Below are 26,030 nucleotides of genomic sequence, written 5' to 3' on the forward strand. Positions count from 1 at the left end.
TTTACAATTTCGCCCGACGCGCCACGCCGGTTCGACCGGCCTGGCGCGTTCGTTTTTGCTCAGCGCGTGGCGTTCACGTCGGCAACCAGCAGCGCCGCCATGTTGACGATCCGGCGCACGGTCGCCGATTCGGTCAGCACGTGCACCGGCTGGGCCGCGCCCAGCAGGATCGGCCCGATCGCGATGTTGTTGCCCGCGGCCGTCTTCAGCAGGTTGTACGCGATGTTGGCAGCGTCGATGTTCGGCAGGATCAGCAGGTTCGCTTCGCCTTCCAGCGTCGATTCCGGCAGGATTTCCTTGCGCAGCGCCGCGTCGAGCGCGACGTCGCCGTGCATTTCGCCGTCGACCTTCAGCTCCGGCGCGGTTTCCTGCAGGATCGCGAGCGTATCGCGCATCTTCTTCGCCGAAGGCGCGTTGCTCGTGCCGAAATTCGAGTGCGACAGCAGCGCGACCTTCGGCTCGATGCCGAAACGGCGCACTTCTTCCGCCGCCATGATCGTGATCTCGGCCAGTTGCTCCGGGGTCGGATCGACGTTCACGTGCGTGTCGACGAGGAAAATCTGGCGGCCCGGCAGCACGAGGCCGTTCATCGCCGCGTACACGCTGCAACCCGGGCGCTTGCCGATCACCTGGTCGATGAAGTGCAGGTGACGGTGCGTGGTGCTGATCGTGCCGCAGATCATCCCGTCCGCCTCGCCCTTCTTCACCAGCATCGCGCCGATCAGCGTCGTGCGGCGGCGCATCTCGACGCGCGCGAGCTGCTCGCTGATGCCCTTGCGCGCCATCAGCTTGTAATACGTCTGCCAGAAGTCGCGGTAGCGCTCGTCGTGCTCAGTGTTGACGACCGTGAAGTCGACGCCCGGATTCAGGCGCAGGCCGTAGCGCTGGATACGGTGCTCGATCACCGACGGGCGGCCGATCAGGATCGGCTTCGCGAGTTTTTCGTCGACGATGATCTGAACGGCGCGCAACACGCGCTCTTCTTCGCCTTCCGCGAACACAACGCGCTTCTTCTCTTCCGGCGCTGCACGTGCGATCTGGAAGATCGGCTTCATCGTCGTGCCGCTGTGATACACGAACTGCTGCAGATGGACGCGGTACGCCTCCATGTCCTCGATCGGGCGCGTCGCGACGCCACCATCCATCGCGGCCTGCGCGACGGCCGGCGCGATCTTCACGATCAGGCGCGGATCGAAAGGCTTCGGAATCAGGTATTCGGGCCCGAATGACAGGTCCTGGATACCGTATGCGGTCGCGACGATGTCGCTCTGCTCGTGCTGCGCGAGCTCGGCGATCGCGTTGACGGCCGCGATCTCCATTTCACGCGTGATCGTCGTCGCGCCGACGTCGAGCGCGCCGCGGAAGATGAACGGGAAACACAGGACGTTGTTGACCTGGTTCGGGTAGTCGGTGCGGCCGGTCGCGAGAATCGCGTCGGGGCGCACTTCGAGCGCCGCTTCCGGCAGGATTTCCGGCGTCGGGTTCGCGAGTGCGAGGATCAGCGGCCGCTCGGCCATGCCCTTCACCATCTCCGGCTTCAGCACGCCCGCAGCCGACAGGCCGAGGAAGATGTCCGCGCCGTCGATCACGTCGGCCAGCGTGCGCGCGTCAGTCTCGCGTGCGAAACGCTCCTTGTCCGGGTCCATCAGTTCGGTGCGGCCCTTGTAGACCACGCCGGCCAGGTCGGTCACCGTGATGTTCTCGAGCGGCAGGCCGATGTCGACCAGCAGGTCGAGACATGCGAGTGCGGCCGCGCCCGCGCCGGACGCGACGAGCTTCACCTTCTTGATGTCCTTGCCGACGACCTTCAGCCCGTTCGTGACGGCCGCGGCCACGACGATCGCGGTGCCGTGCTGGTCATCGTGGAACACCGGGATCTTCATCCGCTTGCGGCACTCGCGCTCGACGATGAAGCAGTCCGGCGCCTTGATGTCTTCCAGGTTGATCCCGCCGAAGGTCGGCTCCAGCGCGGCGATCACGTCGACGAGCTTGTGCGGGTCCGATTCGTTCAACTCGATGTCGAACACGTCGATGCCCGCGAACTTCTTGAACAGTACGGCCTTGCCTTCCATCACCGGCTTCGACGCGAGCGGGCCGATGTTGCCGAGCCCGAGCACCGCCGTGCCGTTCGTGACGACGCCGACCAGGTTGCTGCGCGCGGTGAAACGCGCGGCGTTCAGCGGATTCTCGACGATCTCCTCGCACGCATAGGCAACACCCGGCGAATACGCGAGCGCGAGGTCGCGCTGGTTGATCATCTGCTTGGTCGGTGCGATCGCGATCTTCCCCGGCGTCGGGAATTCGTGATAGTCGAGGGCGGCTTCGCGGAGCTTGGCTTTGGAGGAGGATTGAGTCGACATGTGTCTTGTGACGGGCAGATTAGAATAACTGTTCGACGGCATTGTAGCGCCATTCGAAGGCCCTCAGACCGCCGATTCGGGTGCAACAGCCGCGACAAAAATGTACCGAACGGTGCAGGAACGCCGCCGTTCGTTTCGTACAATGCCGTTCCCCCCAACCTTCGGATCCATCCGCCGTGCCAGCCGCCCTCTCCGAGTTTTCGCTGATCGATCGCTTCTTCGCGCGCCGCGCGGCACGGGGCGCACGCACGTCGACGCTCGGCATCGGCGACGATTGCGCGCTGATTACCCCCCGATCCGGAAAATTGCTGGCCATTTCGACGGACATGCTGGTCGAAGGCCGCCATTTCTTCCCCGACGTCGCGCCTGACGCGCTCGGCCACAAGACACTCGCGGTCAACCTGTCCGATCTCGCGGCGATGGGCGCCGAGCCGCGCGCGTTCACGCTCGCGTGCGCGCTGCCGCGCGCCGACGCGGCGTGGCTCGAGGCATTCAGCAACGGGCTGTTCGCACTCGCCGACCGGTTCGGCTGCGAGCTGATCGGCGGCGACACGACGAGCGGGCCGCTGAACCTGTGCGTGACCGTATTCGGCGAAGTTTCGCCCGACGCGGCGCTGCGGCGCGATGCCGCGCGCGACGGCGACGACGTGTGGGTATCCGGCACGCTCGGCGCCGCGCGCGCCGGCCTCGGCGTCGCCCGCGGCGAATGGACAGCCGGCGCGAGCGAGGCCGCCGCGTTCCGGCAGGCGCTCGAGCGCCCCGAACCGCGCATCGCGCTCGGCCTCACGCTCGCGGCCGTCGCGCACGCGGCGCTCGATCTCTCGGACGGCCTCGCCGGCGACCTGCAGCACATCCTGACGCGCTCGAACGTGCGCGCCGAAATCGACGCCGACGCGGTGCCGCGCTCGGCCGCGCTGGCCACGCTGCCGCCGGACGTCCAGCGGCGCTGCACGCTGGCCGGCGGCGACGACTACGAGCTGTGCTTCACCGCGCCCGCAGCCGCCCGCTCGACGGTCGAAGCGGCCGGCGCGAAGGCCGGTGTCCCGGTCACGCGAATCGGTACAATACGCGCCTTGTCCGCGCCGTCGGAGCGGCCCGCGATCGCGTGGCGCGACGCTGCCGGCGCGCCCCTGGCTCTCACGTTGCACGGTTTCGACCACTTCCATGCAGACTGACCCGACGCCCGCGCAAGCCGCGGCCGAGCCCGGCGCCGCGCAGAACGCGCAGAACGCACCTAAGCGCGCAACCGCGCGCTTCATGCTGTCGCACCCGGCGCACATCGTGTCGCTCGGCTTCGGCAGCGGGCTCGCACCGTTCATGCCCGGCACGTTCGGCTCGCTGTTCGGCTGGCTCACGTTCGTCGTGCTCAACCGCTACCTGACGGTGCCCGAATGGTGGGGGCTGATCGCGGCCGGCTTCGTGGCGGGCACGTGGATCACCGGTTTCACCGCGCGGAAGATGGGCACCGCCGATCCGGGCTCCGTCGTCTGGGACGAGATCGTCGCGATCTGGCTCGTGATGCTGTTCGTCACGCCCGCGACCTTCGTCGGCCAGTTGTGGGCGTTCGTCGCGTTCCGCCTCTTCGACATGCTCAAACCGCCGCCGATCCGCTATTTCGACCGTCGCGTGAAAGGCGGGCTCGGCATCATGGTCGACGACCTGATCGCCGCGTTCATGACGCTGCTCGTGATCGCCCTGTGGCGCTCCGTCGTCGGCTGACCGATTTCCCGACTCCCGTTTCCCCACGCGCATGCCAACCGATTCCGTCGTCCACCAGCTTGCGATCCGCGCAGGCAACAAGCTGCGTGACGAGCACCTGATGCTCGCCACCGCCGAATCCTGCACCGGCGGCATGATCGCCGCGGCGATCACCGACATCTCCGGCAGCAGCCAGTGGTTCGAGCGCGGCTTCGTCACGTATTCGAACCAGGCCAAGAGCGAGATGATCGGCGTGCCGCCCGACCTGATCGACAAGCACGGCGCCGTCAGCGAGCCCGTCGCGCGCGCGATGGCCGAAGGCGCGCTGCGCAACAGCCGCGCGCAGGTCGCGCTGTCCGTCACGGGCATCGCGGGCCCGGCGGGCGGCAGCGAGAAGAAGCCGGTCGGCACCGTGTCGTTCGGATGGAGCAACCGGCTGCATACCGACGTCGAGACGCTCGTGTTCAAGGGCGACCGTGAACAGATCCGCACGCAGGCGGCCGTGCATGCGCTGCGCGGGCTGCTGAAGCTGCTCGACGAACACGAAGGCTGACGCGCGGGCGCCCGGCGCCCGCATCACCGCTTACTGGATCGCGTCGGGCTTCACGACGATCCAGTTCTTGTCCGCCGTGACCGGCAGGCCGAGCGACTTCTGCCGCGCGGCCGATTCGTCCGACCACGCGCGGATCTGCGTCATCTGCTTGTCCTTCTTGTTCACCCACACGCGCACGCCGCCGCGCGTCACATCGGTCGCGTTCAGCAGCATGTAACCGTCCGACATCGGCGTGTCGCCGGCGACGAGCACCGGCTTCTTCCATTGGTCGATCCAGCCGGCGATCGAGCCGAGCTTGCCTTCGTACCACGTCATCGGGTTCATCAGGAACGGCGTGATCACCAGATCGCGGTTCGCGGCCTCGTCGTACTTGCCGGCCTTGATCTGCAGCCGCGACGTCGTCAGCGCGCCGGTCGCCGGGTTGCGCAGCAGCGTCGTCACGCCGATCACGTTCTGCGGCTTCACGTTGTAGCCGTATTTCGGATCGGACAGCACGAGCCGCGCAAGCTCCTCGTGCGCGGCCGTCATCACGTAGACCTCGATCCCGTTCTCGCGCAGCGCGTTGTACAGCTCCTGCATGCCGCGGAAGAAGCGCGGCGGATTCACCGTGCCGTCGGCGACCTTGTCGCCCTGCCAGTAGCGGATCGGGATCGGCTTGCCGTCGGCGAGCATCGCATCGACGTGGCGCTTCAGGTCGGCGAGCGACAGCCCCGCGAACGCCTGCGCGATCCACGGGTAGCACACCAGATCGTCGATCTCGCAGAGCCGGTAGTAGTAGCTCGTCAGCGATTCCTTGTAGTCGGCGGAATCCTTGAACGGGATCAGCTTCAGCGACGGATCGAGCGAGTCGCGCGTGAGCACGCCGCGGTTCTCGAGGTACGGCAGCAGCGATTCCTCGAGGTCGTAGCGGTAGGTCGTGTTGTCGGCGTCGAACACCGCGTAGTCGCCGCGGTGCGCGTGCGCGGCGATCATCGTGTTCAGCGCCTTCGCGCTGTCGGCCGGCCAGTGTGCGAGATCCGCCGCATGGGCGAACGTCATGCACAGCGACGCGGCGAACACGCTCAGAAGGTGGCGGGACAACTTGGGCATGGCGTCGCTCCTTTTCTTGACATTTTGGTTACGGATCGATGACAAGCGGCAGCATCGCGCGATTGCGGCGCGGGTATGCGGTGCGGAAGCGACGGGAAGTTGTTTGGGCGCGCCAATCGGCTGAGGCTGAGGCTGAGGCTGAGGCGGCAGGCGGCAGGCGGCAGGCGGCGGGCGGCGGGCGGCGGGCGGCGGGCGGCGGGCGGCAGGAGAATACGCGCGCCCGCGGGCGCGGGCGCGATGAAAGGCCGCCCGGGGCGGGCGGCCTGCCTATTTCAGCGATACGCGTTGATCGTATCGCGGGTCTTTTGCGCGGCGAGCGCCGCGGCTTCGGCGAAATCCTCGCCCTTGCTCGCGTACAGGATCGCGCGCGACGAGTTGATCATCATGCCGGTGCCGTCGGCCGTGCGGCCCGCGTTGACGGTCGCCTGCACGTCGCCGCCCTGCGCGCCGATGCCGGGGATCAACAGCGGCATGTCGCCGACGATTCCGCGCACGATCTCGATTTCCTTCGGGAACGTCGCGCCGACCACGAGGCCGAGCTGGCCATTCTTCGCGTTCCACTTGTTCGCCGCGAGATCGGCGACGACCTGGTACAGCGGCCGGCCCCCGGTTTCGAGGAACTGGAGATCCGAGCCGCCCGGGTTCGACGTGCGGCACAGCACGATCACGCCCTTGCCTTCGTGCTCGAAGTACGGCTCGACCGAGTCGTAGCCCATGTACGGGTTCACCGTGACCGCGTCCGCGCGATAGCGCTCGAACGCTTCGCGCGCGTACTGCTCGGCCGTGCTGCCGATGTCGCCGCGCTTCGCGTCGAGGATCACGGGCAGGCCCGGATGCTGGAGATGGATGTGCGCGATCAGCCGTTCGAGCTGGTCTTCCGCGCGATGCGCGGCAAAGTAGGCGATCTGCGGCTTGAACGCGCTCGCGTATTCCGCGGTCGCGTCGACGATCTGCCGGCAGAATTCGAAGATCGCATCGGGCTGGCCGTCGAATTGCACGGGAAAGCGCGACGGCTCGGGATCGAGGCCGACGCACAGCAGCGAATTCGTGCGCTGCCACGCGGCGCGCAGCGATTCAATGAAAGTAAGCGGGGAAGACATGGCGGATACTCGCGGCAAACCGTTGGTAGACCGCGTATTTTACCCGCGTCTCCGGCGTCCCTCGCGTGTCGCGGCATTGCTGCGCGCATCCGCGCGCTCGACGGTGAACGCGAAGCGCCGCGTGAGCCGCTCGCCCGGCGCGAGCAGCGTCATCCCGTGCGCGGCCGCGCCGCCCGGCAGGTTCACCGCATTGATCGGATGATCGACCGGTTCGAAGCAGAAGAAATCCTCGCCGGGCGGCGTGTAGAGCACGTACGCGTCGGCGTCGGCCGCAACCGTCAGCGACAGCCCGCGGCGCGGCCAGCTCACCGTCGCGTGGCCGCCCCAGCCGGTGAACGCGTGATTGACGAGTGCGGCCGGCAGCGGATACGCGACGCCGAACTGCCAGGCCGGCGGCACGCTCACGTGCCGCACCGGCAGGAAATCGGCGCCCGACAGCCACAGCCCGCCGGCAGCCGCGGCGAGTTCGGTCGCCGCATCGCGCACGAGGAACGGATGCACGCCGAGCCCGAACGGCAGCCGCGCGCGGCCCGCGTTCTCGATCGTCAGCGCGATCGACAGCGTCGCATCGTCGAGTTCGAACGACTGGATCGCGCGGAACGCATACGGCGCGCCGCTCGCGCGATCGAGCGACAGCTGCAGCGTCGTGTCGGTTGCGTCGTCGACCTGCCACGGCGCGAGCCAGCCGTCGCCGTGGATCGGCAGCGGCTCGTCGCGGCGGTTGCGCGGCACCGCGACGCTGCGTCCGTCGCATTCGAAGCGCGCGCCGCCGATCCGGTTCGAATACGGCAACAGCGGATAACACGCGAGCTCGTTCGGGTCCGTCGCCGTTTCCGGGTGCTCGCAGCGGCGGAACACCGGCATCAGCGCGCCGTTGTCGCCGCGCCAGTCGAAGCGCGCGATGCCGCCGCCCAGATGCGGCAGCACGTCGAGTCGCAGCGACGCGTTCGACAGCGTGACGGCCGCCGCATGCGCGGCGCCGACGCCCTGCGCGAACGCGGCCGTCTGCGGGCCGGGGCTGACCGGCTGCGCGGCGGCCGCCAGGCGGGCGCGGCGCGACTGGCTGGTGGACGACGATGCGTGCGAGGACGTGGCGGTCATGGTGAGCTCCTTTCCTTCGTCGAAGAAACGATGCAGGTCGGTGCGAACGGTCAGGCCCAGCCGCCGTCGACGATCACGTCCTGCGCGGTGATCATCCGGCTGTCGTCGGCCGCGAGAAACAGCGCCATCCGCGCGAGATCGGCGGGCAGCAATTCGGCGTCGATGCACTGCCCGGCCTTGATCGACGCGCGGCCCGCGTCGTCGAGCCACAGCCGGCGCTGCTTGTCGGTCATCACCCAGCCGGGCACCAGCGAATTGACGCGGATGCCGAACGGGCCGAGATCGCGCGCAAGACCGCGCGTGAGCCCCTGCACGGCCGCCTTCGCCATCACGTAGACGGGATAACCGCCGTTCTTCAGCATCCAGCTGATCGAGCCGAGGTTGACGATCGCGCCGCCACCGTTCTGCTTCATGTCGTCGATCACCGCCTGCGCGGCGAAGAACTGGTGGCGCAGGTTCACCGCGATGCCGGCGTCGAACGAGTCGGGCGTCACGTCGCCGATCGCGTGGCGCGTGTCGTTCGCCGCGTTGTTCACGAGCACCGCGATCGCGCCGATCCGCGCGCGGATCGCGTCGATCGCACGGCGCAGCGCGTCGATGTCGGTCAGGTCGCACTGGATGAACAACGGCGCGTGGCGTGCTTGCGCGAGGCGTTCCGCCAGCGCGGCGCCGGCGGCCGCGTCGAGGTCGACGAACGCGACGCGCGCGCCCTGCTCGACGAAGTGCTCGACGAACGACGCGCCGATGCCGGTCGCGCCGCCCGTGATCAGCACCGCGCGATCCTCGAGGCTCGGGTAGCGCGCATAGCGTGCGGCATGCGGGTCGCGCGCGGAAGTGTCGATGGTCATGCGGGTCGTCTCCGTGAGAACAGATCAGGTCAGTCGCGTACGCCGCGATTCTTCAGCTGGTCGAGCAGCACGGCCGCGAGCAGGATCGCGCCGCGCACGAGGTACTGGTAGAACGCGTCGATGTTCAGCAGGTTCATCACGTTCTCGACGGTGCCCATGATCAGCACGCCGATCACGACGCCCGAGATCGTCGCGCGGCCGCCCATCAGCGACACGCCGCCGAGCACGCACGCGGAGATCACGTTCAGCTCGAAGCCCTGCGCGGCGTTCGGCTGGCCCGACGTGATACGCGACGCGAGGATCACGCCCGCGAGCGCGGTCACCGCGCCCTGGATCAGGAAGATGTACACGCGCGTGCGTTCGACGTTGATCCCCGCGAGCCGCGACGCTTCCGGGTTGCCGCCGATCGCGAGCGTATTGCGGCCGTACACGGTCTGGTTCAGCAGCACGCCGAACGCGATGAAGCACAGCAGCGTCACCCAGATCGGCAGCGACACGCCGAACAGCGACAAGCCGCCGAGCGCGATGAAGGTATCCGACGATACGCCGACCGCCTGCCCCTTCGACACGATGAAGCCGAGCCCGCGCACGATCTCCATCGTCGCGAGCGTCGTGATCAGCGCGTTGATGCGCAGGTACGCGATCACCGCGCCGTTCACGAAGCCGATCGCGGCGCCTGCCGCGACCGCGGCAACGATCGCGACGAACGTGTTGTCGGTCGCGTTCAGCACCATCGCGCACAACACGCCCGAGAACGCGACGGTCGAGCCGATCGACAGGTCGAAGTCGCGCGACGCGAGACAGAACATCATCGTGCACGCGACCATGCCGATCTGCGAGATCGACAGCGCGAGGCCGAGCATGTTGTCGATCGAGAAGAAGTGATCGACCGTCAGCGACATCGTGATGAACATCACCGCGAAGATCGCGATGAGGCTGTATTCGGTGAGATGCTGCCACCACTTCTGGCGGTCGCTCTGCTGTGGAACCAGCGCGTCGGCCGTGGGCTTCACGGCGGCGCTGGCAAGGTTTTCGTTGACTTGCATGATGGTGTCTCCTGCTCCTGCATCGCGCGGCCCGCGCCGCGCGTGTTCGATTCGAATGTCGTGGGTCGCGTCAGGCCGCCTCGACCGCGCTCGTCTGCGGCAACGCGAGGTTCAGCACCGCGTGCTCGTTCGCCTGTTCGCGCGGCAGCTCGCCCGCGATCCGGCCTTCACGCATCACGACGATGCGATCGGACACGCCGAGCACTTCCGGCAGCTCCGACGACACCATCACGATCGCGCAGCCGCGCTCCGCGAGCCGGTAGATCACGTCGTAGATCTCGTGCTTCGCGCCGACGTCGATCCCGCGCGTCGGCTCGTCGAGGATCACGACCTTCAGGTCGGGCTCCGCGAGCCAGCGCGACAGGATCGCCTTCTGCTGGTTGCCGCCCGACAGAAAACGGATCTTCTGCCGCCGGCTCGGCGTCTTGATCTTCAGCCGCTGGATGAAGCGGTCGGCCGTTTCGCTTTCGGCCTTGCGATTGATGAACAGCCCCGCGCGCAGCGAATGGCGGCGGCAGCTGATGTTGATGTTCTCCGCGACCGACGCGATCGCGATGATCCCTTCTTCCTTGCGGTCCTCCGGACACAGCACGATGCCGTGGCGGATCGCGTCGCCGGTGCGCTTCACGTCGATGCGCGCGCCGTCGAGCGTCAGCACGCCCGCGCGCCGGTGATCCGCGCCGTACACGAGCCGCATCAGTTCGCTGCGACCCGCGCCGACGAGCCCGAAGAAGCCGACGATCTCGCCCGCGCGCACCGAGAAGCTCGCCGGTTCGCGCAACGCCGGGCCGTCGACGCCTTCGGCGGAGAACCGCACGTCGCCGAGCGCGCGCGGCGCGTAATGGTAGATGTCGGAAATCTCGCGCCCGACCATCTCGGCGACGAGCCGCTCGCGCGGCACATCGGCAAGCAATCCGTGCGACGCGATCTTGCGCCCGTCGCGAAAGATCGTGCATGCGTTGCACAGCCGGTAGATCTCGTCCATCCGGTGCGAGATGTAGATCAGCGCACGCCCTTGCGCACGCAGGTCGTCGACGAGCTTGAACAGCACCTCGGTCTCGCGATGCGACAGCGAGCTCGTCGGTTCGTCGAGCGCGATCACGCGCGCATTGCGCATCAGCGCCTTGCAGATCTCGACCATCTGCCGCTGCGCGATCGACAGCCGCCCGAGCTTCGCGTCGGGATCGAGATCGACGCCCATCGCGGCGAGCCGCTCGCGCACGTAGCGCTTCGCCTCGCGCTTCCTCACCCAGCCGAACGCGTTCGGCAGGCGGCCGAGCAGCAGGTTTTCCGCGACCGTCAGGTCGGGCACGTACTGCAGCTCCTGGTGAATCACCGCGATGCCGGCCGCGATCGACGCCGCCGCATTCGCGAACTGCACGGGCCGGCCGTCGACCAGCACGCTGCCCGCATCGGGCTGGTATTCGCCGCCGAGAATCTTCAGCAGCGTCGACTTGCCCGCGCCGTTCTCGCCCATCAGGCCGTGCACCTCGCCCGCCTGCACGTCGAACGAAATGCCGTCGAGCGCGCGCACGCCAGGAAATACCTTGCCGATATTGTCAAAACGCAGTGCCGCTGACACGTCGTCTCCCCACTTCCGGAATCGATCGACCGCCGGCCGCCGCATCGCCGCGGCAGCCGGCGGGCCGCTTACTTCGATGCGAGCCCCATCTCGTCGCGCACCTTCGCCACGTTATCGCGCGTCGCGAGCATGCCCGTCGTCAGCGTGAGCGGCGGCGGCGCCTTGCCCTGGGTGATCCACGTGTACATCAGGTCCGAGGTTTCCTCGCCGTGGCGCTTCGGGCTGATGATCACGGTGCCGTAGAAGCCCGTCGGCTGCGGCTTCTTGAATTCGTTGAGTGCCGAGTCGGAACCGCCGATGCCGATGCCGATCATGTTGTCCGCCTTGAAGCCGCGCCCTTCGGCCGCGCGCACCGCGCCGAGCACGGCCTCGTCGTTCAGGCCGTACGCGACCCAGTGCTTGAACTGCGGGTTCTTCGTCAGCGCGATGTTGGCCGCGTTGAATGCGTTCTCGGTGTCGGTCTTCGCCTGCGGCGCCGCGATCACGTTCGCCTTCGGGAAGCCGGCGGCCACCAGCGCGTCGGTCGCGCCGCTGGTGCGGTCGTGCGCGGTCGGCAGCTGCTCGTAGGTGATGTCGATCGCACCGACGTCCTTCATGTTCCAGCCGCGTTTCTTGATCTCGGCCGCGATGCCGTCGCCGACCTGCTTGCCGATGTTGTACGCGGAAATCCCCATGTGCGGCACCGACTCGAGCGGCTTGCCCGCGCCGTCGACGAGGCGGTCGTCGACCGTCATCATCTTCAGGTTGTGCGACTTCGCCTTCGCGACGATGCCCGGCCCGAGCTTCACGTCGGGCGTGCAGATGATGAAGCCCTGCACTTTCTGCGCGGACAGGTTGTCGATCGCGCTCATCACCTTCTCGCCCGACGGCGCACCGATCTTCACGAGCGTGAAGCCCTTGTCCTTCGCCGCCATCTCGGCGAATTTCCACTCGTCCTGGAACCACGGCTCTTCCGGCTGTTTCACCAGGAAGCCGATCTTGACCGGGTCGGCCGCGTGCGCAACCGGGCTGCCCATCACCACCGCGGCTGCCGCGGCCAGCGTTACGAACGTTCTGCGTTTCATCTCCAGTGTCTCCTTGTCTTCATCGAACAGGATGCAGCCGCTTGTTGGTTTCGACGCAGCGTGCGCGCGGCCGTCGCACGTGCGGTCTTTCGAATCGTTGCGTCAGTCGTGGTACAGCGCCGCGCGCCCGCCGTCGACGGTGATGCACGCGGCATTGATGAACGGCGCCTCGTCGGATGCGAGGAACACGGCCGTCATCGCGACTTCCTCCGGCCGGCCGATCCGCTTCATCGGCTGCAGCGCGAGCGTCTCGGCGCGCGCCGCGGCCGGATCGGCCTGCGCATCCCACCAGTCGCGCGTGAGTTGCGTCTCGATGTAGCCCGGCGCGATTGCGTTCACGCGCACGTTGCGCGCCGCGTATTCGATGCCGAGCGCGCGCGTGAGGCCAAGCACGCCGTGCTTCGCGACCGGGTACGGGAAGCAGCCCGGGATGATCCGGAATGCGTGGGTCGACGCGATGTTGACGATGCTGCCGCGACCGCGCTCGACCATCCCGGGCAGCGCCGCGCGGCAGCCGTGCCACACGCCGTCGAGATCGACCGCGAAGCAGCGGCGCCAGTCGTCGTCGGTCATCGTCAGCGGATCGGCGAACACGTTGATGCCCGCGTTGTTCACCAGCACGTCGAGCGGGCCGAACGCCGCCTCGGTCTGCGCGTGCGCGTCGCGCACGGATTCCTGCCGCGCGACGTCCGCATGCAGCGGCAGCACGCGTGCGCCGTCGATGTCGTGCGCAATCGCGGCAGCCGTGAACTGCGCCTGCGGGAAGTCGAGATCGACGAGCGCGACGGCCGCGCCCTCGCGAGCGAACGCGCGGGCGATCGCGGCGCCGATGCCGCGGCCCGCGCCCGTCATCATCGTGACCTTGCCCGCGAGGCGGCCCATCATGCGGTTCCGTCGCGCGCGACGCGCAAGCCGGCCTGGAACGCGCGCGCGTTCGCCGCGGTCGCTTCGGCCGGCTGGCCGGGACGGTACAGCGCCGAGCCGAGCCCGAAGCCGTTCGCGCCGGCCGCGAGGAACGGCTGCATGTTGTCGGGCGAGATACCGCCGACCGGGATCAGCGGCACCGCGCGGTCGATCACCGCGCGCCACGCCTTCACGACGGGCACGCCGAGCTGCTCGGCCGGGAACATCTTCAGCACGTCGGCGCCGTTCGTGAGCGCCGCGAACGCTTCGGTGGGCGTCGCGACGCCCGGCGCGCTCGCGAGGCCGCGCTCGCGCGCACGGCGGATCACGGCCGCGTCGCTGTGCGGCATCACGATCAGCGCGCCGCCCGCATCCTGCACGCGATCGACATACTCGGCGCGCAGCACGGTGCCCGCGCCGACGATCGCGTCGTCCGGCAGCACGCGCCGCAGCGCTGCGATGCTGCCGAACGGGTCCGGCGAGTTGAGCGGCACCTCCATGATCCGGAAGCCGGCTTCGTAAAGCGCGTGGCCGTGGTCGGCCGCTTCGGCGGGCGTGATCCCGCGCAGGATCGCGATCAGCGGGCACGCGTCGAACGCGCGCATCAGTACGGCGTGGGGCGCGTACGGCGCGGGCAACGTAAGGTCGGACGGCATGACTGGATTCCTCTGCAATCGGTTCATTGGTCGGCGAAGGCGCGCTCGCCATCCGCGCGCACGAGCCCGGCGCGCGATGCGATCCGCCACAGGCCGCGCTCGGTCGCATGCGCGACGACCTGCGCATGCGCATGGCCGAATACATCGAGCGCATCGACGTAGCGCGCGCACAGGCTGTCGTCGCCGATCAGCCGCAGCGGCTGGTCCGCGAGCGCGATGCCGCGCTCCGCGAGCATCGCGTCGAGCGCATTGAGTTCATGGCCGATCAGCAGGCCGGACAAATAATCGCCCTGCGCATCGGGCGCGAGCCGGTCGGTCAGCCCGAGCGTGCGCGTGCTGAAGATCGTCGCGAGCAGCCCGGTGCGCTGCGCACCGCGCGCGACCGATACGCCGCGCACGAACGCTTCATGGTCAGGCGACGCGCCTGCGCGCATCGTGCGGCCGAGGATCGTGTGGTCGCGCAGCACCGCGAACAGCTCGCCCGTCATGAAGGTCTGGAAGCGCTCGATCAGCCCGTCCTTCACCCATGCCCATTTAGCGTGGGTGCCCGGCAGTCCGATCAGTACGCCTGAACGATCTGCGCCAAGCATGGGATCGCTCGCGAGTGCGCCGAATATCTGCGTTTCTTCGCCGCGCATCACGTCCGGCAATTCGCCGGTCGCGATCACGCCCGGCACGATCGAGACCGTCGCGCCGCGCGACGTCGTCACCGTGATGAGGCCCGCGACGAGCGCATCGGCGCCGGCCGGCACCGCGACGTACGGCGCCTCGCGCCAGCCCTGCGCGCTGCCGACCATCCCGGCGGCGAGCACCGGCAGGCCGGGCGTCCGGTCGAGCCAGTCGCCGCACGCTTCCTCGAACACCGCGTCGAACGCGTGCGCGCCGCCGCCCGGCACATGCATGACGCCCGCCGCGCGGCTGCGCGTGTCGATCAGCGCGCCGTGCGCGTCGTAGAGATAGGCGCGCAGCGACGTCGTGCCCCAGTCGAGCGCGATCAGCGACGGGGCGGCGGAGCTGGCTTCCGGAACGGTCCGGGTCGAAATCGTCATCGTTTGATCCTGCGGGTACCCTGCGGCGGGCTCCAGCCCAGTTCCGCGGAAATGGCTCGCGCTTCGCGCTGCACGAGCGGTATCAGTTCGTCCATCCGGTCGTGCGGCATGTACGGAATCGTGCTCGCGACCGACACCGCCGCGACGACCGCGCCCGACGCGTCGCGGATCGGCGCGGCCACGCAGCGGATCGACGCCTCGTTCTCCTCGAGGTCGAACGTATAGCCGCCGGCCGCGTAATGGGCCATGCGCTGCAGAAACGCGCTCGTCTCGGGCCGGTTGTCGGGCTTGAAGTTGACGCCGGCCAGCGCGCGCCGCGCCGCCTCGAACAGCGAGCGCCACAGGTCGGGATCGAGGTCGAGCATCATCGCCTTGCCGATGCCCGTCGATGCGAGCGGCATCCGGTGGCCGACGCGCGAGCGCATCTCGAGGCCGCGCGTGCCGGGAATCTTGTCGATGTACAGCACATCGTCGCCGTCGCGCACGCCGAGATGGATCGTGTCGAGCGTCGCTTCGGCAAGCGCTTCGAGGTGCGGGCGCGCCACTGCGGTGAGCGGCATCTGTTCGAGCGCGATCGTGCCGAGCTCGATCAGCTTCGGGCCGAGCAGGTAGCCGCCCTGCACCTGGCGCAGGTAGCGCGCCTGCACGAGGCTGCTGACGAGCCGGTGCGTCGTGCTGCGCGTCGTGCCGAGCGCCGCGCCGATCGCGCGCATGTCGCGTGCGCCGTTCGCGATCGCTTCGAGGATCGCGAGGCCGCGCAGCAGCGTCTGCGTGCCGGCCTGCTGCGCGGCGAGATCGAGCGGCATGCTGGTCGCGCCGATGCTGTCGGTCAGCGACACATCGGCCGGCGTCGCGCGCCGGGCGTCGAGGGCAAGGGATACGGGCATCTTGGTCATGGGGCGGGCTTCTTCAACGGAATCGGTGAAGCCGCGCGCAGCGCGGCGCCGGAACTGTGTCCGGCGTCGCGGCGACGCGGCGGTCGATGCACCGAGGAAAGCGCCCGGCGAAACTCATGGAATGTGTCTCCGTGTGCGTCGGGCGCCGCGCGATGCGTGGGTCCGAAGCTGTCGATGTGCTTCGGATTGTAGGAGCGCACGCACTCGCCTCCAATATTTGAATGCGTTGCCCAGATAATGAGAATTCAGGCGAAATCCGCCGCATACGCGACGCAGCGGCGGCGCCATGCACAAGGGGGCGGAACCCGCCGATCAGCAGGTTCCGCCCCCGTTTGTCCACGCACGCCTCGCTGCTTACTGTTGGCTCGTGCTTCGCGCCTGCATGTAGCGCTGCACGTCGCCGAACGACACGCGGCCGTTGCCGGTCGAGTCGATCTGCCGGAAGTTGTTCGCGACGTAGCCGAGGCCGGCCGCGCGCGCCTGCGCCTCGGTGATCGAACCCGTGTTCTGCGTATCGGCCGCGCTGAACTGCCGCGCGAGCTTGCGCACCACCTGCGCGTGCAGCGCGGCGCCGGTCGTCTGCGTGCCGGCCGTCGGCTTGCGCGCGGCCGGCGGCACATACGGATCGCCGAGCTGCGCCTGGCGCGCGCGCACCGGCGCGGCGGCGTCGCTCGCCTGTGCAAACGCGGATACGGATGCTGCCATGCCTGCGCATGCGAGCGCCGCGGCAACGACGATGAAACGATTCTTCATATCAGGCTCCAGTCTGGAATGAGGTCGTCGACGGCCGGCGCGGCGCCGCCCGGGGCGCCCGTCGCCGGCCCGGCGCATCAATGCGCGACCGCGTTGTAGAAGGTCACGAGGTCGGCTTTCTCCTGCGGACGCGACGTATCGTCGAGATAGACCATGTGTCCGCCCTGGTAGTCCTTGATCGTCAGGTTCGGTTGCGTCCCGAGCCGCGCGAGGTCGAGCTCGGTCTGGTAGAACGGCGTCGCGATGTCGTGATACCCGTTCAGCGACAGCACCTTCAGCGACGGATTCAGCGTCAACGCCGCGGCAAGATCGGGGATCGTGTCGGGCATCGCGAGGCCGTCGTGCGTCCAGTCCCACGTGTTGATCGCATTGCTGCTCAACGAATACGCCGACTGCGCGGTGTACTTCAGCTCGTTGGGCAGATAGCGGCCGATCGTGTCGGTGAACGGCTGCGTGATGTACGTGCTCGACGGATCGCCGCCCGAGGCGAGCGGGCTCGATACCGGCACGTTCACGCGCGCGTCGTAGCGGCCGATCAGCGTGCCCGGCACCAACGACAACTGGAAGCTGTTGTCGAAGAAGGTCGGGATCACGTTGAAGTTCGCATTCCACAGCGACGCTTTCACGCCGGTCGAATTCGCCATCGTCGTGACGAGATTCGGCGGCGGCGGCGTATGGCTCGCCAGGTACGCGTTCACGGCAGGCGCGTAGCTGCCGGCCGTCAGCAGGCGCATCTGGTCAGCATACTGCGGCAGGTTCGACGGGTTCGGGTTGTCGAGCTGGTAGTACGCGCCGACGGTGCCGTACGACGGCACGAAGCCCGCGCAGCTCACCGGGCTCGACCCGTTGTTCGAGTTGCCGACATAGTCGCTCGCCATGTCGCAGTTCGCGTTGTAGTTCAGGATCGACGACTGCAGCACGATGCCCGCCAGCTTCACGCCGGCCGTCTCGAGCAGGTTCGCGAGCACGTCGGTACGCGGCGTGCCGTACGACTCGCCGAACAGGTATTTCGGCGAATCGTTGCGCTGGTTCACGGTCAGATAGCGGACCACGAAATCGCGGAACGCGCCGCCGTCCTGGTCGACGCCCCAGAACGACTGGTTCGTGTTCGGCGCAACCGCTTCGGAGAAGCCGGTGCCGATCGCATCGACGAACACGAGGTCGGTCGTGTCGAGCAGGCTCTCCTGGTTGTCGACGAACGGGAAGTTCGACGTGTTCGCGTTCGGGTCGCCCGTCTGGATCCGCCTCGGGCCGAACGAGCCGAGGTGCAGCCACACCGATGCCGAGCCGGGGCCGCCGTTGTACAGGAACGTGACAGGACGCTTGGCGGCGGGCTGGTTGTCGGCCGTGTAGGCGACGTAGAAGAACGATGCTTCGGGCGCGCCGGTTTGCGGATTGCGCGCGACGAGGTGGCCGGCCGTGGCCGTGTAGCGGATCGTCTTGCCGTTCAGCGTGATCTGGTGATGCGTGACGGCGGCCTTTTCGACCGCGGCGGACGCGTCGAGCGACGCGGTCGCGCTCGACGAATAACTGTTGGGATCGTTGTACGCCCTGTCCACCTGGCTGGCGGGATCGGCTGAGTTGTCGGCGCTTGTGGCGGCGGACGATGTCACGTCGTCGTTGCAGGCCGTCAGAATCAGCGAAGAGAACACAACCCCCAACAACAGCTTCGCTTTGCTCGCTGGCATCGTTGCTTTCCTTCTCTCGGATGTTTTTTTGTGTCGAGCAGCCGGGTAAGCCGCCCCCCTGCCTCGATTGCGGCCGATAAGCCGAGGCGCTGGCCAATATACGCGAGCCCGTCAGCTTTGAAAAATTTTGAAATATTTGGCCGGCGGCCGGTGCGGTGCACACCTTTCAGGAATGCTTCGATTCGCAAAACGTTGCATTTCATACGCCTTTCGCCGGCATTCGCGTTTACCCGGGAAGACTAAAAAACCAAGGATTTCGTGCCATATCGACACACAAAATTGCGCAGCCGGCAGCATTGGTCAGCAAAGCGAAATAGACGAATTCGTCTAAAGGATGTGGCCCGAAATGCGCGCGACACGAATGCGCTGCAGCGCACCAACGGCGCGTTGACGGCGGAAAGGACGATGCGACGGCGCGGGTGCGCCGTTCACTCGGATGGCGGGAGTTCGGCCGCGCCCATCCGGCGCGCAATGACCGCCGCGCGCTGCGCCTGGTAGGCCGAGCCGCGATGCGCGTCGAACCAGCGCGGCTTCGGCAGCATCACCGCGAGCCGCGCCGACTGCCACGCGCCGAGCCGGCTCGCGGGAATCCTGTAGTAATAGCGTGCGGCCGCCTCGGCGCCGTACACGCCGCGGCCCCATTCGATCGAATTCAGGTAGATCTCGAAGATCCGCTCCTTGTCGAGCACCGTCTCGAGCATCCACGTGATGATGAGCTCCTGCCCCTTGCGGATGTAGCTCTTCTCGCGCGACAGGAACAGGTTGCGCGCGAGCTGCTGCGTGATCGTCGAACCGCCCGCGACGATCCGGCCGCGTGCCTTGTTCTTCTCCCACGCCTGCAGGATCGCGTCGACGTCGTAGCCGTTGTTGGTCGCGAAGGTCGAATCTTCGGAGGCGATCAGCGCGCGCTTCAGGTTGCGCGAGATCTGGTCGTACGGCACCCACTGGTGCTGGATCTGCGCGGGCGGCTTGTCGCGCGACAGCCACCACGCGTCGGTGCGCATGAACGCGGTCGAGCCCGGATTCACGAACGACCACAGCGCGATCTGCGCGAGATAGAACAGTTGCGTCGCGAGCCACGCGCCCGCGAACACCGCGCCCGCATAGACGAGCCAGCGGGCCGGGCTGACCGTCCGCGTACGCTGCGTGCCGCTTACCGCCGCCACGTGCCGCGCTCCGTTCAGCCTGCCGCGAGCGCCTGGCGCAGTGCGGCGAGCACGGGCGCGCCGTCGGGCCGCACGCCGCGCCAGATGAAGAACGATTCGGCCGCCTGCTCGACGAGCATCCCGAGCCCGTCGGCGGTGCGTGCGCCGAGCGACGCCGCGTGCTGCATGAACACCGTCGGCTGCGCGCCGTACATCATGTCGTACGCGAGCGTACCTGCGCCGAACGCGGCCGCGTCGCACTCCGGCAGCGCGGCGTCGAGGCTGCCGGCCGTCGCGTTGACGATCACGTCGTACGGTTCCGCGCGCACGACGTCGGAGCCGCCGCCCGCGAGCGTACAGCCCGCATCGTGCGCGGCCTGCATGAACTGGCCGACGAGCGCTTCGGCCTTGCTCGCCGTGCGGTTCACGATCGTGATCGACAGCGGCGCGCGGTCGAGCAGCGGCAGCACGACACCGCGTGCCGCACCGCCCGCGCCGAGCAGCAGGATGCGCGCGCCCGCGAGCGACACGCCGAGATTCGACTCGATGTCGCGCACGAGGCCGACGCCGTCGGTGTTGTCGCCGTGAATGCGGCCGTCCGCGTCGATGCGCAGCGTGTTCACCGCACCCGCGGCCGCCGCGCGCGGCGACAGCGTGTCGGCGAGCGCATGGGCGTCGAGCTTGAACGGCACCGTCACGTTCGCGCCGCGGCCGCCTTCGGCGACGAACTCACGCACCGCCGCCTCGAAACCGTCGACCGGCGCGAGCCGGTGCGTGTAGGCGATCGGCTCGCCCGTCTGCGCGGCGAACTGCGCGTGGATGAACGGCGACTTGCTGTGCGCCACCGGGTTGCCGAACACCACATAGCGGTCGGCGCCGCTCGTCGACACGACCGTGGTCATGATGCGCGCCCCTCTTCGCTGTCGTTGCCGTTCGCGGCTTCGCCGGCCGCTGCCGCCGCACCGTCCGATTCGGCCAGCGCTTCCGCCTCGGTTTCCGCCGAGGCGTCTTCCGCGTCGATCAGGGTATCGTCGCCGCCTTCGGCGTCGTCCTCATCCTCGGCCGTATCGCCGCCCGTCACGGTCGGCGCGTCGAGCACGTTCAGCAATCGCACCGACGCCTCGATCGTCAGCTCGTCGAGCGACATCACGTCGAGCAGCACGCGCGTGCCGCGCGCATGCACGCCGAGCCCCGGCACGTGCAGCAGCAGCGGGATTTCCTCGAGGCGCACGAGATCGCCCTTCACCACGCTCGCGACGACGTGCTTCTTCTGCTCCTGCGCGAGCCAGCGCAGGCACCAGAAGTACTCCATCCGGCGCTGGTAGTCGGCGTAGGCCGTGTAGGTATCGTCGAAGCCCTGCACGACCGCGTACAGGTCGGCGTCCTTCGGCTTGAACGGCGCGGCGAGCTTCGCGGTCACGCCATGCTGCACGCACGCGAGCAACTGCCACTGGTTCACGAGGTCGACGTAGCGGCGCAGCGGCGACGTGCTCCAGGCGTACTGCGGCACACCGAGGCCTTCGTGCGGTGCGGCCGACGTCTGCATCCGCGTGCGCTTCGGGCCCGGCGCGCCGAAGCCGCGCTGCGAGCGGTAGATGCCGGGCACCGTGTGGTCGTGCAGGAACGCGCCCCAGGTCGAGTTCGCGAGAATCGCGAGTTCCGACACGATCAGGTCCAGCGGCGAACCACGGCGGCGCGGCGTGATCGACACGTGCTCGCCTTCGACATAGAAGTTGTAGTCGGTGTTGCGCTGTACTTCGCGCTTCAGGCCGTAGCCGGCGCGCGCGAGCTGGCGCTTCTCGAACAGCGCCTGCGCGAGCGGCCACAGCACCGCGATGTCTTCCTTGTGCGGATAGTCGCCGGTGCCGGCCGCGAGCGTCTCTTCGTTGACCAGTTCGTCGAGCGTGTTGTGACGCAGGTTGTTCTTCACGAACACGAGTTCGGCGCGCGTTTCGTTCGCGACGATCTCCTGCGTTTCGCGGTTGACGATGCTGTACAGCGACAGCGCCGGGCGGTAATCGCCCTCCTTCAGCGTGAACACGTCGACGACGTCGTCCGGCAGCATCGTGATCTTGTCGCCCGGCATGTAGACGGTCGACAGGCGCGTGCGCGCGATCGCGTCGACCGCATCGCCGCGCACGATGCCGAGCGCCGGCGCCGCGATGTGCACGCCGATCCGCACCCGGCCGTCGGACAGGTGCTCGACCGAGAACGCGTCGTCGATTTCGGTCGTCGTGATGTCGTCGATCGAGAACGCCTCGACGTCCGCGCGCGGCAGGTCGTCCGGCAGCGCGCCGACCGCGACGGACGGGAAGCCCGTGCCGTGCGGGAAGAATTCCGCGAGAAAGCGCGCCTCGTGCAGCGCGCGCGGCGACGCGATGCCGCCGCAGTCGAGCATCAGCCGCGCCGGCGACACGCCGCGCGCGCCGGCCGCCGCTTCCATCGCCTTGTATTCGATCGCGTTCTTGTCCGGCCGCGTCAGCAGCCCGAGCACCTTGCCCGCGAATGCCTCCGGCAGCTTGCCGGCCTTCAGCTCCTCTTCATACTGCGCCTGCACGAGCGCCTGCTGGCGCTTGCGCTCGAGCGACGCGAGCGCCATCTTGAGCTGCTCTTCCGGTGCGCGCTGGTACTGGCCGCGCCCCTTGCGGCGGAAGTAGACGGGCGAGCCGTGCAGCCGCAGCACCAGCGCCGCGCGCTCGACCGGACCGTACGCCGCGCCGAAGTACTCCTCGGCCAGCGCCGTATACGCGAACTCGTCGGACGGCGCGCATTCCCACAGGAAATCCAGATCGATCTGCTGCGCGGCCGTGTCGGCCTCCTGCATCAGTTCGCCCGCGGCCGGCTTGTCGAATTCGATCAGCACGTCTTTCGCGCGCACCTTCGCCCGCCGCCCGCCGGGCAACTCGACCTGAAATGCGTCGCCCTGGCGCGACAGCACGCTGCCCGCCTTGAAACTGCCCGATTCCTCGAAGAAAACGTTCACTCAGTACTCTCGTTCAGACTGCCGGGCGCCGCGTCGGCGGCGCCGCATGATGATGGGGATTCGATCGGCACGCGGCCGGTTTATCGCGTTTTTCCGTCGCAAAACGCGAGAACGTCGTCGACATAGTCGGCAAATTCGCTGATTCCGTGATCACTGCCTTCGATCACGTGCGTTTTCGCGCCCGGGTAATGGGCAAGCATCTCGCGATAGTCGAGCACTTCGTCGCCGGTCGCCGCGAACAGATAGTAGCGGTCGGCGCGCGTGATCGCCGGCACGCGCAGCGCATCGAGCTCGTGCAGGTGATGGCGCTCGACGACGATCGTGCCGCCGCCGTGCCACAGCGGCTGTTCGCCGAGATGCTGCTCGAGATCGCGTTGCGGCACGATGGCCGGATTCAGCAGCACGGCCTTCCAGCCGTGCTTTTCGGCCAGCCACGTGGCGTAGTAGCCACCGAGCGAACTGCCGATGACGGTCACGTCGCGGGCACCCGCGACTTCCGCCTCGGCAACCGCGATCGCGTCGAGCGGCGACACCGACAGCGACGGGCAGCGCCACTCGTCCGTGCGGCCGAGCTCGGCCATGCGCGCGGCGAGCAGCTGCGACTTTTGCGATTCCGGCGACGACCGGAAACCGTGCAGATACAGGATCACGGGCGGCTCCCGAGCGCGTCGAGCAGCTTCTGGTGCACGCCGCCGAAGCCGCCGTTGCTCATCACGAGCACGTGGTCGCCCGGGCGCGCGGCATCGACGACGGACTTCACCAGCAGCTGAAGATCGTCGAACGCGCGCGCCTTGTCGCCGAGCGGCGCCAACGCCTCGCCGAGATTCCAGCCGAGCGCGTCGCGCCCTGCCGGCGCACCGTAGCCGAACACGAGATCGGCGTCGGCCAGGCTCGCCGGCAATTGCGACTTCATCACGCCGAGCTTCATCGTGTTCGAGCGCGGCTCGAGCACGGCGAGGATGCGGGCATTCTGGCGGCCGATGCGTGCACGAAGGCCGGCGATCGTGGTGTCGATCGCGGTCGGATGATGCGCGAAGTCGTCGTAGACGGTCACGCCGTCGACGCTGCCGCGCACTTCCATGCGGCGCTTCACGTTGCGGAACGACGCGAGGGAGGCGGCCGCCTGCGCGGGCGGCACGCCGACGTGGCGCGCAGCCGCGATCGCCGCGAGCGCATTCATCCGGTTGTGATCGCCCTGCACCTGCCACGCGACTTCACCGACGCGCTCCGCGTGCGAGTACACGGCAAAGCGCTCGTCGACCGGCACGCCGTCCTCGGCCGGCAGCGCCTGCCAGCCGCCGTCGACGCCGAACCGCTCGACCTCGCTCCAGCAGCCGCGCGTCAGCACGCGCTCGAGCGCATCCGAGCGGCCGTTCGTCACAATCCGCCCGACACCGGGCACAGTGCGCACGAGATGGTGGAATTGCGTCTCGATCGCGGCAAGATCCGGGAAGATGTCTGCGTGATCGAATTCGAGGTTGTTCAGCACGGCGGTGCGCGGCCGATAATGGACGAACTTCGAGCGCTTGTCGAAGAACGCCGTATCGTATTCGTCGGCCTCGATCACGAAGAAGCTCGAATCGGTGAGCCGCGCCGACACGCCGAAGTTCAGCGGCACGCCGCCGATCAGGAAGCCCGGGTTCAGGCCCGAATCTTCCAGCAGCCACGCGAGCATCGACGACGTGGTCGTCTTGCCGTGCGTGCCCGCGACCGCGAGCACCCATTTGCCGGCCAGCACGTGCTCGCCGAGCCACTGCGGGCCCGACACGTACGGCAGGCCGCGATCGAGGATCGCCTCCATCAGCGGATTGCCGCGCGTGACGACGTTGCCGATCACGAACAGGTCCGGTTTCAGGTCGATCTGTTCGGCGCCGTAGCCCTCGACCAGCGTGATGCCCTGCGCCTCGAGCTGCGTGCTCATCGGCGGATAGACGCCCGCGTCGCAACCCGTCACCGTGTGGCCCGCCTCGCGCGCGAGTACGGCGAGACCGCCCATGAAGGTGCCGCAGATGCCAAGAATGTGGATGTGCATAGATGAATGCTTTCGCGCCGCCGGGCGCCGTCGATTCGGAAAAGATGCGTCTGCGGCGCGGCGCACAGGCCGTGCGACCGGCGCCCGGCCAACGACCTTTGCCGCGACACAAAGAGCATTATTGTAACTGACGGCCTGCCGTGCCCGGCGGCCCGAACGATGCATGCGAACGCCGCCGCACGCCGGGCGGCAGGCCGCCGCACCCGCGCTCGGGCGCTGCGGCGATCGAGTATGATTGCCGGATCATGTCTCGCAAACCTCTTGTCGACCCGCGGCGCGTCCGCGAGGAAATTGCCCAGTCCGCCGCCCGCCTGATCGCGGAGGACGGGCTGGACTATGCCGGCGCGAAACGCAAGGCCGCGCGCCAGTTGCTGGGCGATTCGCGCGTTGCCGGCGAATGGCTGCCGGATAACGACCAGATCGAAGAAGAACTGCGCGAGTACCTCGCACTGTTCCAGAGCGACACGCAGCCGGAAGAACTGCGCCGCCTGCGCGAGATCGCGCTCGACTGGATGCGCCGGCTCGCCGAGTTCCGTCCGTATGTGACGGGCGCCGTGCTGAACGGCACGGCCAACGCGCATTCGGATATCCATTTGCAGGCATTCGCCGACAACCCGAAGGACGTCGCGATCTACCTGCTGAACCAGAACATCCAGTACGACGTATCCGAGACGCGGCACTTCGCGGGCCGCGCCGATGTCGAGACACTGAGCTTCCTGTGGCGCCCGCGGCGCGACGTCGACGCGATCGGCATCCACCTCGCGCTCTACGCGAGCGACGACCTGCGCGGCGCGGTCAAGGCCGACGCGCGCGGCCGGGTTGCCCGAGCGGATGCCGCCGCGCTGCGTGCGCTCGTCGAAGCAGGCAAAGCCCCTTCCGAACCTGAATGATTCAACGATGATGATGAAACGCATGTTGGCGCTCGCGGTGGTCGCGGCCGCCGCCGTCGCCGGCGGAATCGCCGCCGGCCACTGGTTCCGCGGCAGCAGTGCCGACGACGGCGTCGCCGTCGCCGCGCCCGCCGCACAGGGCAGCCCGGTCGACCAGCTGTGGGCAGCGTCGCTGACGGGTGTCGACGGCAAGCCGGCCACCCTGGCCGCCTTCAAGGGCCAGAAGGTCGTCGTCAATTTCTGGGCATCGTGGTGCGGCCCGTGCGTCGAGGAGATGCCCGAGCTCGTCGCGCTATCGCATCAATACAAGCAGAAGGGCATCCGTTTCATCGGGATCGGCGTCGATTCCGAACAGAACGTGAAGAACTTTCTGCAGAAAGTGAAGGTCGACTATCCGGTCTTCGTCAGCGGTTACGCAGGCGCCGATCTGGCCCGCAATTTCGGAAATACTGCCGGCGCGTTGCCGTTTACGGTCGTCATCGACGAAACCGGCAAGATTCGCGAGACAAAATTGGGACAAATCCAGCCGGCCGAGCTGAAAAAGACGCTCGACGCGCTGTAACGCGCCCGAACGGCTGTCCGCACGTTGGCGGC

General features: G+C 68.1%; 24 protein-coding genes. 5 read left to right on the forward strand and 19 right to left on the reverse strand.

From position 1 onward, the window contains the following. Positions 1–59: 59 nt before the first annotated feature. Positions 60–2,402: an NADP-dependent malic enzyme gene (locus BBJ41_RS09105; protein WP_269466226.1), complete on the reverse strand. Its 2,343-nt coding sequence runs from the start codon at positions 2,400–2,402 to the stop codon at positions 60–62. Between the two features lie 134 nt (positions 2,403–2,536). On the opposite strand from BBJ41_RS09105, the gene thiL reads away from it, so the two are divergent. The 3 genes from thiL to BBJ41_RS09120 are packed head-to-tail and all read left to right on the forward strand — an operon-like array spanning position 2,537 to position 4,611. Beyond that, positions 2,537–3,535: a thiamine-phosphate kinase gene (thiL, locus tag BBJ41_RS09110; RefSeq protein WP_069746233.1), complete on the forward strand. Its 999-nt coding sequence runs from the start codon at positions 2,537–2,539 to the stop codon at positions 3,533–3,535. After that, entirely contained in the window at positions 3,525–4,079 is a 555-nt protein-coding gene (locus BBJ41_RS09115) for a phosphatidylglycerophosphatase A family protein (RefSeq protein WP_069746234.1), read from the forward strand. The genes thiL and BBJ41_RS09115 overlap by 11 nt, the downstream gene beginning before the upstream one ends. Positions 4,080–4,110: 31 nt before the next feature. Next, positions 4,111–4,611 (forward strand): CinA family protein, encoded by a 501-nt coding sequence (locus BBJ41_RS09120; RefSeq protein ID WP_069746235.1) that lies wholly within the window; start codon positions 4,111–4,113, stop codon positions 4,609–4,611. Positions 4,612–4,641: 30 nt separating this feature from the next. Here BBJ41_RS09120 and BBJ41_RS09125 read toward each other — a convergent pair whose 3' ends face one another. The 18 genes from BBJ41_RS09125 to mpl all read right to left on the reverse strand — a co-directional run bounded on the left by BBJ41_RS09125 (position 4,642) and on the right by mpl (position 24,711). Continuing rightward, the gene (locus tag BBJ41_RS09125; protein ID WP_069746236.1) at positions 4,642–5,700 is read right to left on the reverse strand and encodes an HAD family hydrolase; all 1,059 of its coding nucleotides are present in this window, start codon (positions 5,698–5,700) and stop codon (positions 4,642–4,644) included. A 272-nt stretch (positions 5,701–5,972) separates the two neighbouring features. Beyond that, positions 5,973–6,800, reverse strand: coding sequence for an orotidine-5'-phosphate decarboxylase (gene pyrF, locus BBJ41_RS09130; RefSeq protein WP_069746237.1), 828 nt, complete (start codon positions 6,798–6,800; stop codon positions 5,973–5,975). A 39-nt stretch (positions 6,801–6,839) separates the two neighbouring features. Further along, complete coding sequence (locus BBJ41_RS09135) at positions 6,840–7,901, reverse strand: aldose 1-epimerase (protein WP_069746238.1); 1,062 nt, start codon at positions 7,899–7,901, stop codon at positions 6,840–6,842. Between the two features lie 50 nt (positions 7,902–7,951). Further along, positions 7,952–8,749, reverse strand: coding sequence for an SDR family NAD(P)-dependent oxidoreductase (locus tag BBJ41_RS09140; RefSeq protein ID WP_069746239.1), 798 nt, complete (start codon positions 8,747–8,749; stop codon positions 7,952–7,954). A gap of 29 nt (positions 8,750–8,778) precedes the next feature. Next, complete coding sequence (araH, locus tag BBJ41_RS09145; RefSeq protein WP_069746240.1) at positions 8,779–9,795, reverse strand: L-arabinose ABC transporter permease AraH; 1,017 nt, start codon at positions 9,793–9,795, stop codon at positions 8,779–8,781. A 70-nt stretch (positions 9,796–9,865) separates the two neighbouring features. After that, positions 9,866–11,377, reverse strand: coding sequence for an L-arabinose ABC transporter ATP-binding protein AraG (gene araG, locus BBJ41_RS09150; RefSeq protein ID WP_069747645.1), 1,512 nt, complete (start codon positions 11,375–11,377; stop codon positions 9,866–9,868). 68 nt (positions 11,378–11,445) lie between these two features. Further along, a complete protein-coding gene (locus BBJ41_RS09155) occupies positions 11,446–12,441 on the reverse strand; it encodes an arabinose ABC transporter substrate-binding protein (RefSeq protein ID WP_069746241.1) in 996 nt (331 codons plus the stop codon). A 102-nt stretch (positions 12,442–12,543) separates the two neighbouring features. Next, positions 12,544–13,323, reverse strand: a complete 780-nt coding sequence (locus tag BBJ41_RS09160; protein ID WP_069747646.1) for an SDR family oxidoreductase — start codon at positions 13,321–13,323, stop codon at positions 12,544–12,546. Then, positions 13,323–14,000, reverse strand: coding sequence for a 2-dehydro-3-deoxy-6-phosphogalactonate aldolase (locus tag BBJ41_RS09165; RefSeq protein ID WP_069746242.1), 678 nt, complete (start codon positions 13,998–14,000; stop codon positions 13,323–13,325). The genes BBJ41_RS09160 and BBJ41_RS09165 overlap by 1 nt, the downstream gene beginning before the upstream one ends. A gap of 23 nt (positions 14,001–14,023) precedes the next feature. Further along, positions 14,024–15,049, reverse strand: coding sequence for a 2-dehydro-3-deoxygalactonokinase (locus BBJ41_RS09170; RefSeq protein ID WP_069746243.1), 1,026 nt, complete (start codon positions 15,047–15,049; stop codon positions 14,024–14,026). Next, positions 15,046–15,945, reverse strand: coding sequence for an IclR family transcriptional regulator (locus BBJ41_RS09175; RefSeq protein ID WP_069746244.1), 900 nt, complete (start codon positions 15,943–15,945; stop codon positions 15,046–15,048). The genes BBJ41_RS09170 and BBJ41_RS09175 overlap by 4 nt, the downstream gene beginning before the upstream one ends. 354 nt (positions 15,946–16,299) lie before the next feature. Beyond that, positions 16,300–16,698, reverse strand: a complete 399-nt coding sequence (locus BBJ41_RS09180) for an EF-hand domain-containing protein (RefSeq protein WP_069746245.1) — start codon at positions 16,696–16,698, stop codon at positions 16,300–16,302. A 77-nt stretch (positions 16,699–16,775) separates the two neighbouring features. Next, the gene (locus BBJ41_RS09185; RefSeq protein WP_069746246.1) at positions 16,776–18,386 is read right to left on the reverse strand and encodes a S10 family peptidase; all 1,611 of its coding nucleotides are present in this window, start codon (positions 18,384–18,386) and stop codon (positions 16,776–16,778) included. Between the two features lie 428 nt (positions 18,387–18,814). Then, the gene (gene mtgA / locus BBJ41_RS09190) at positions 18,815–19,552 is read right to left on the reverse strand and encodes a monofunctional biosynthetic peptidoglycan transglycosylase (protein WP_069746247.1); all 738 of its coding nucleotides are present in this window, start codon (positions 19,550–19,552) and stop codon (positions 18,815–18,817) included. A gap of 14 nt (positions 19,553–19,566) precedes the next feature. Then, positions 19,567–20,433, reverse strand: a complete 867-nt coding sequence (gene aroE, locus BBJ41_RS09195) for a shikimate dehydrogenase (RefSeq protein ID WP_069746248.1) — start codon at positions 20,431–20,433, stop codon at positions 19,567–19,569. Then, on the reverse strand, positions 20,430–22,514 hold the full coding sequence (locus tag BBJ41_RS09200) for an RNB domain-containing ribonuclease (protein WP_069746249.1): 2,085 nt from the start codon (positions 22,512–22,514) through the stop codon (positions 20,430–20,432). Before BBJ41_RS09200 ends, aroE begins: the two co-directional genes overlap by 4 nt. 80 nt (positions 22,515–22,594) lie before the next feature. Continuing rightward, entirely contained in the window at positions 22,595–23,164 is a 570-nt protein-coding gene (locus BBJ41_RS09205) for a YqiA/YcfP family alpha/beta fold hydrolase (RefSeq protein ID WP_069746250.1), read from the reverse strand. Next, positions 23,161–24,711: a UDP-N-acetylmuramate:L-alanyl-gamma-D-glutamyl-meso-diaminopimelate ligase gene (mpl, locus tag BBJ41_RS09210; RefSeq protein ID WP_418222202.1), complete on the reverse strand. Its 1,551-nt coding sequence runs from the start codon at positions 24,709–24,711 to the stop codon at positions 23,161–23,163. Before mpl ends, BBJ41_RS09205 begins: the two co-directional genes overlap by 4 nt. Positions 24,712–24,791: 80 nt before the next feature. On the opposite strand from mpl, the gene BBJ41_RS09215 reads away from it, so the two are divergent. Together BBJ41_RS09215 and BBJ41_RS09220 are read left to right on the forward strand one after the other, a co-directional pair. After that, a complete protein-coding gene (locus BBJ41_RS09215; protein WP_069747647.1) occupies positions 24,792–25,436 on the forward strand; it encodes a UDP-N-acetylmuramate--alanine ligase in 645 nt (214 codons plus the stop codon). Between the two features lie 7 nt (positions 25,437–25,443). Continuing rightward, on the forward strand, positions 25,444–25,998 hold the full coding sequence (locus tag BBJ41_RS09220; protein ID WP_069746252.1) for a TlpA family protein disulfide reductase: 555 nt from the start codon (positions 25,444–25,446) through the stop codon (positions 25,996–25,998). The last annotated feature ends 32 nt before the right edge of the window (positions 25,999–26,030 follow it).

Origin of the sequence: Burkholderia stabilis (assembly GCF_001742165.1) — a bacterium.
In the GTDB taxonomy this organism is placed as follows: Bacteria; Pseudomonadota; Gammaproteobacteria; order Burkholderiales; family Burkholderiaceae; genus Burkholderia; species Burkholderia stabilis.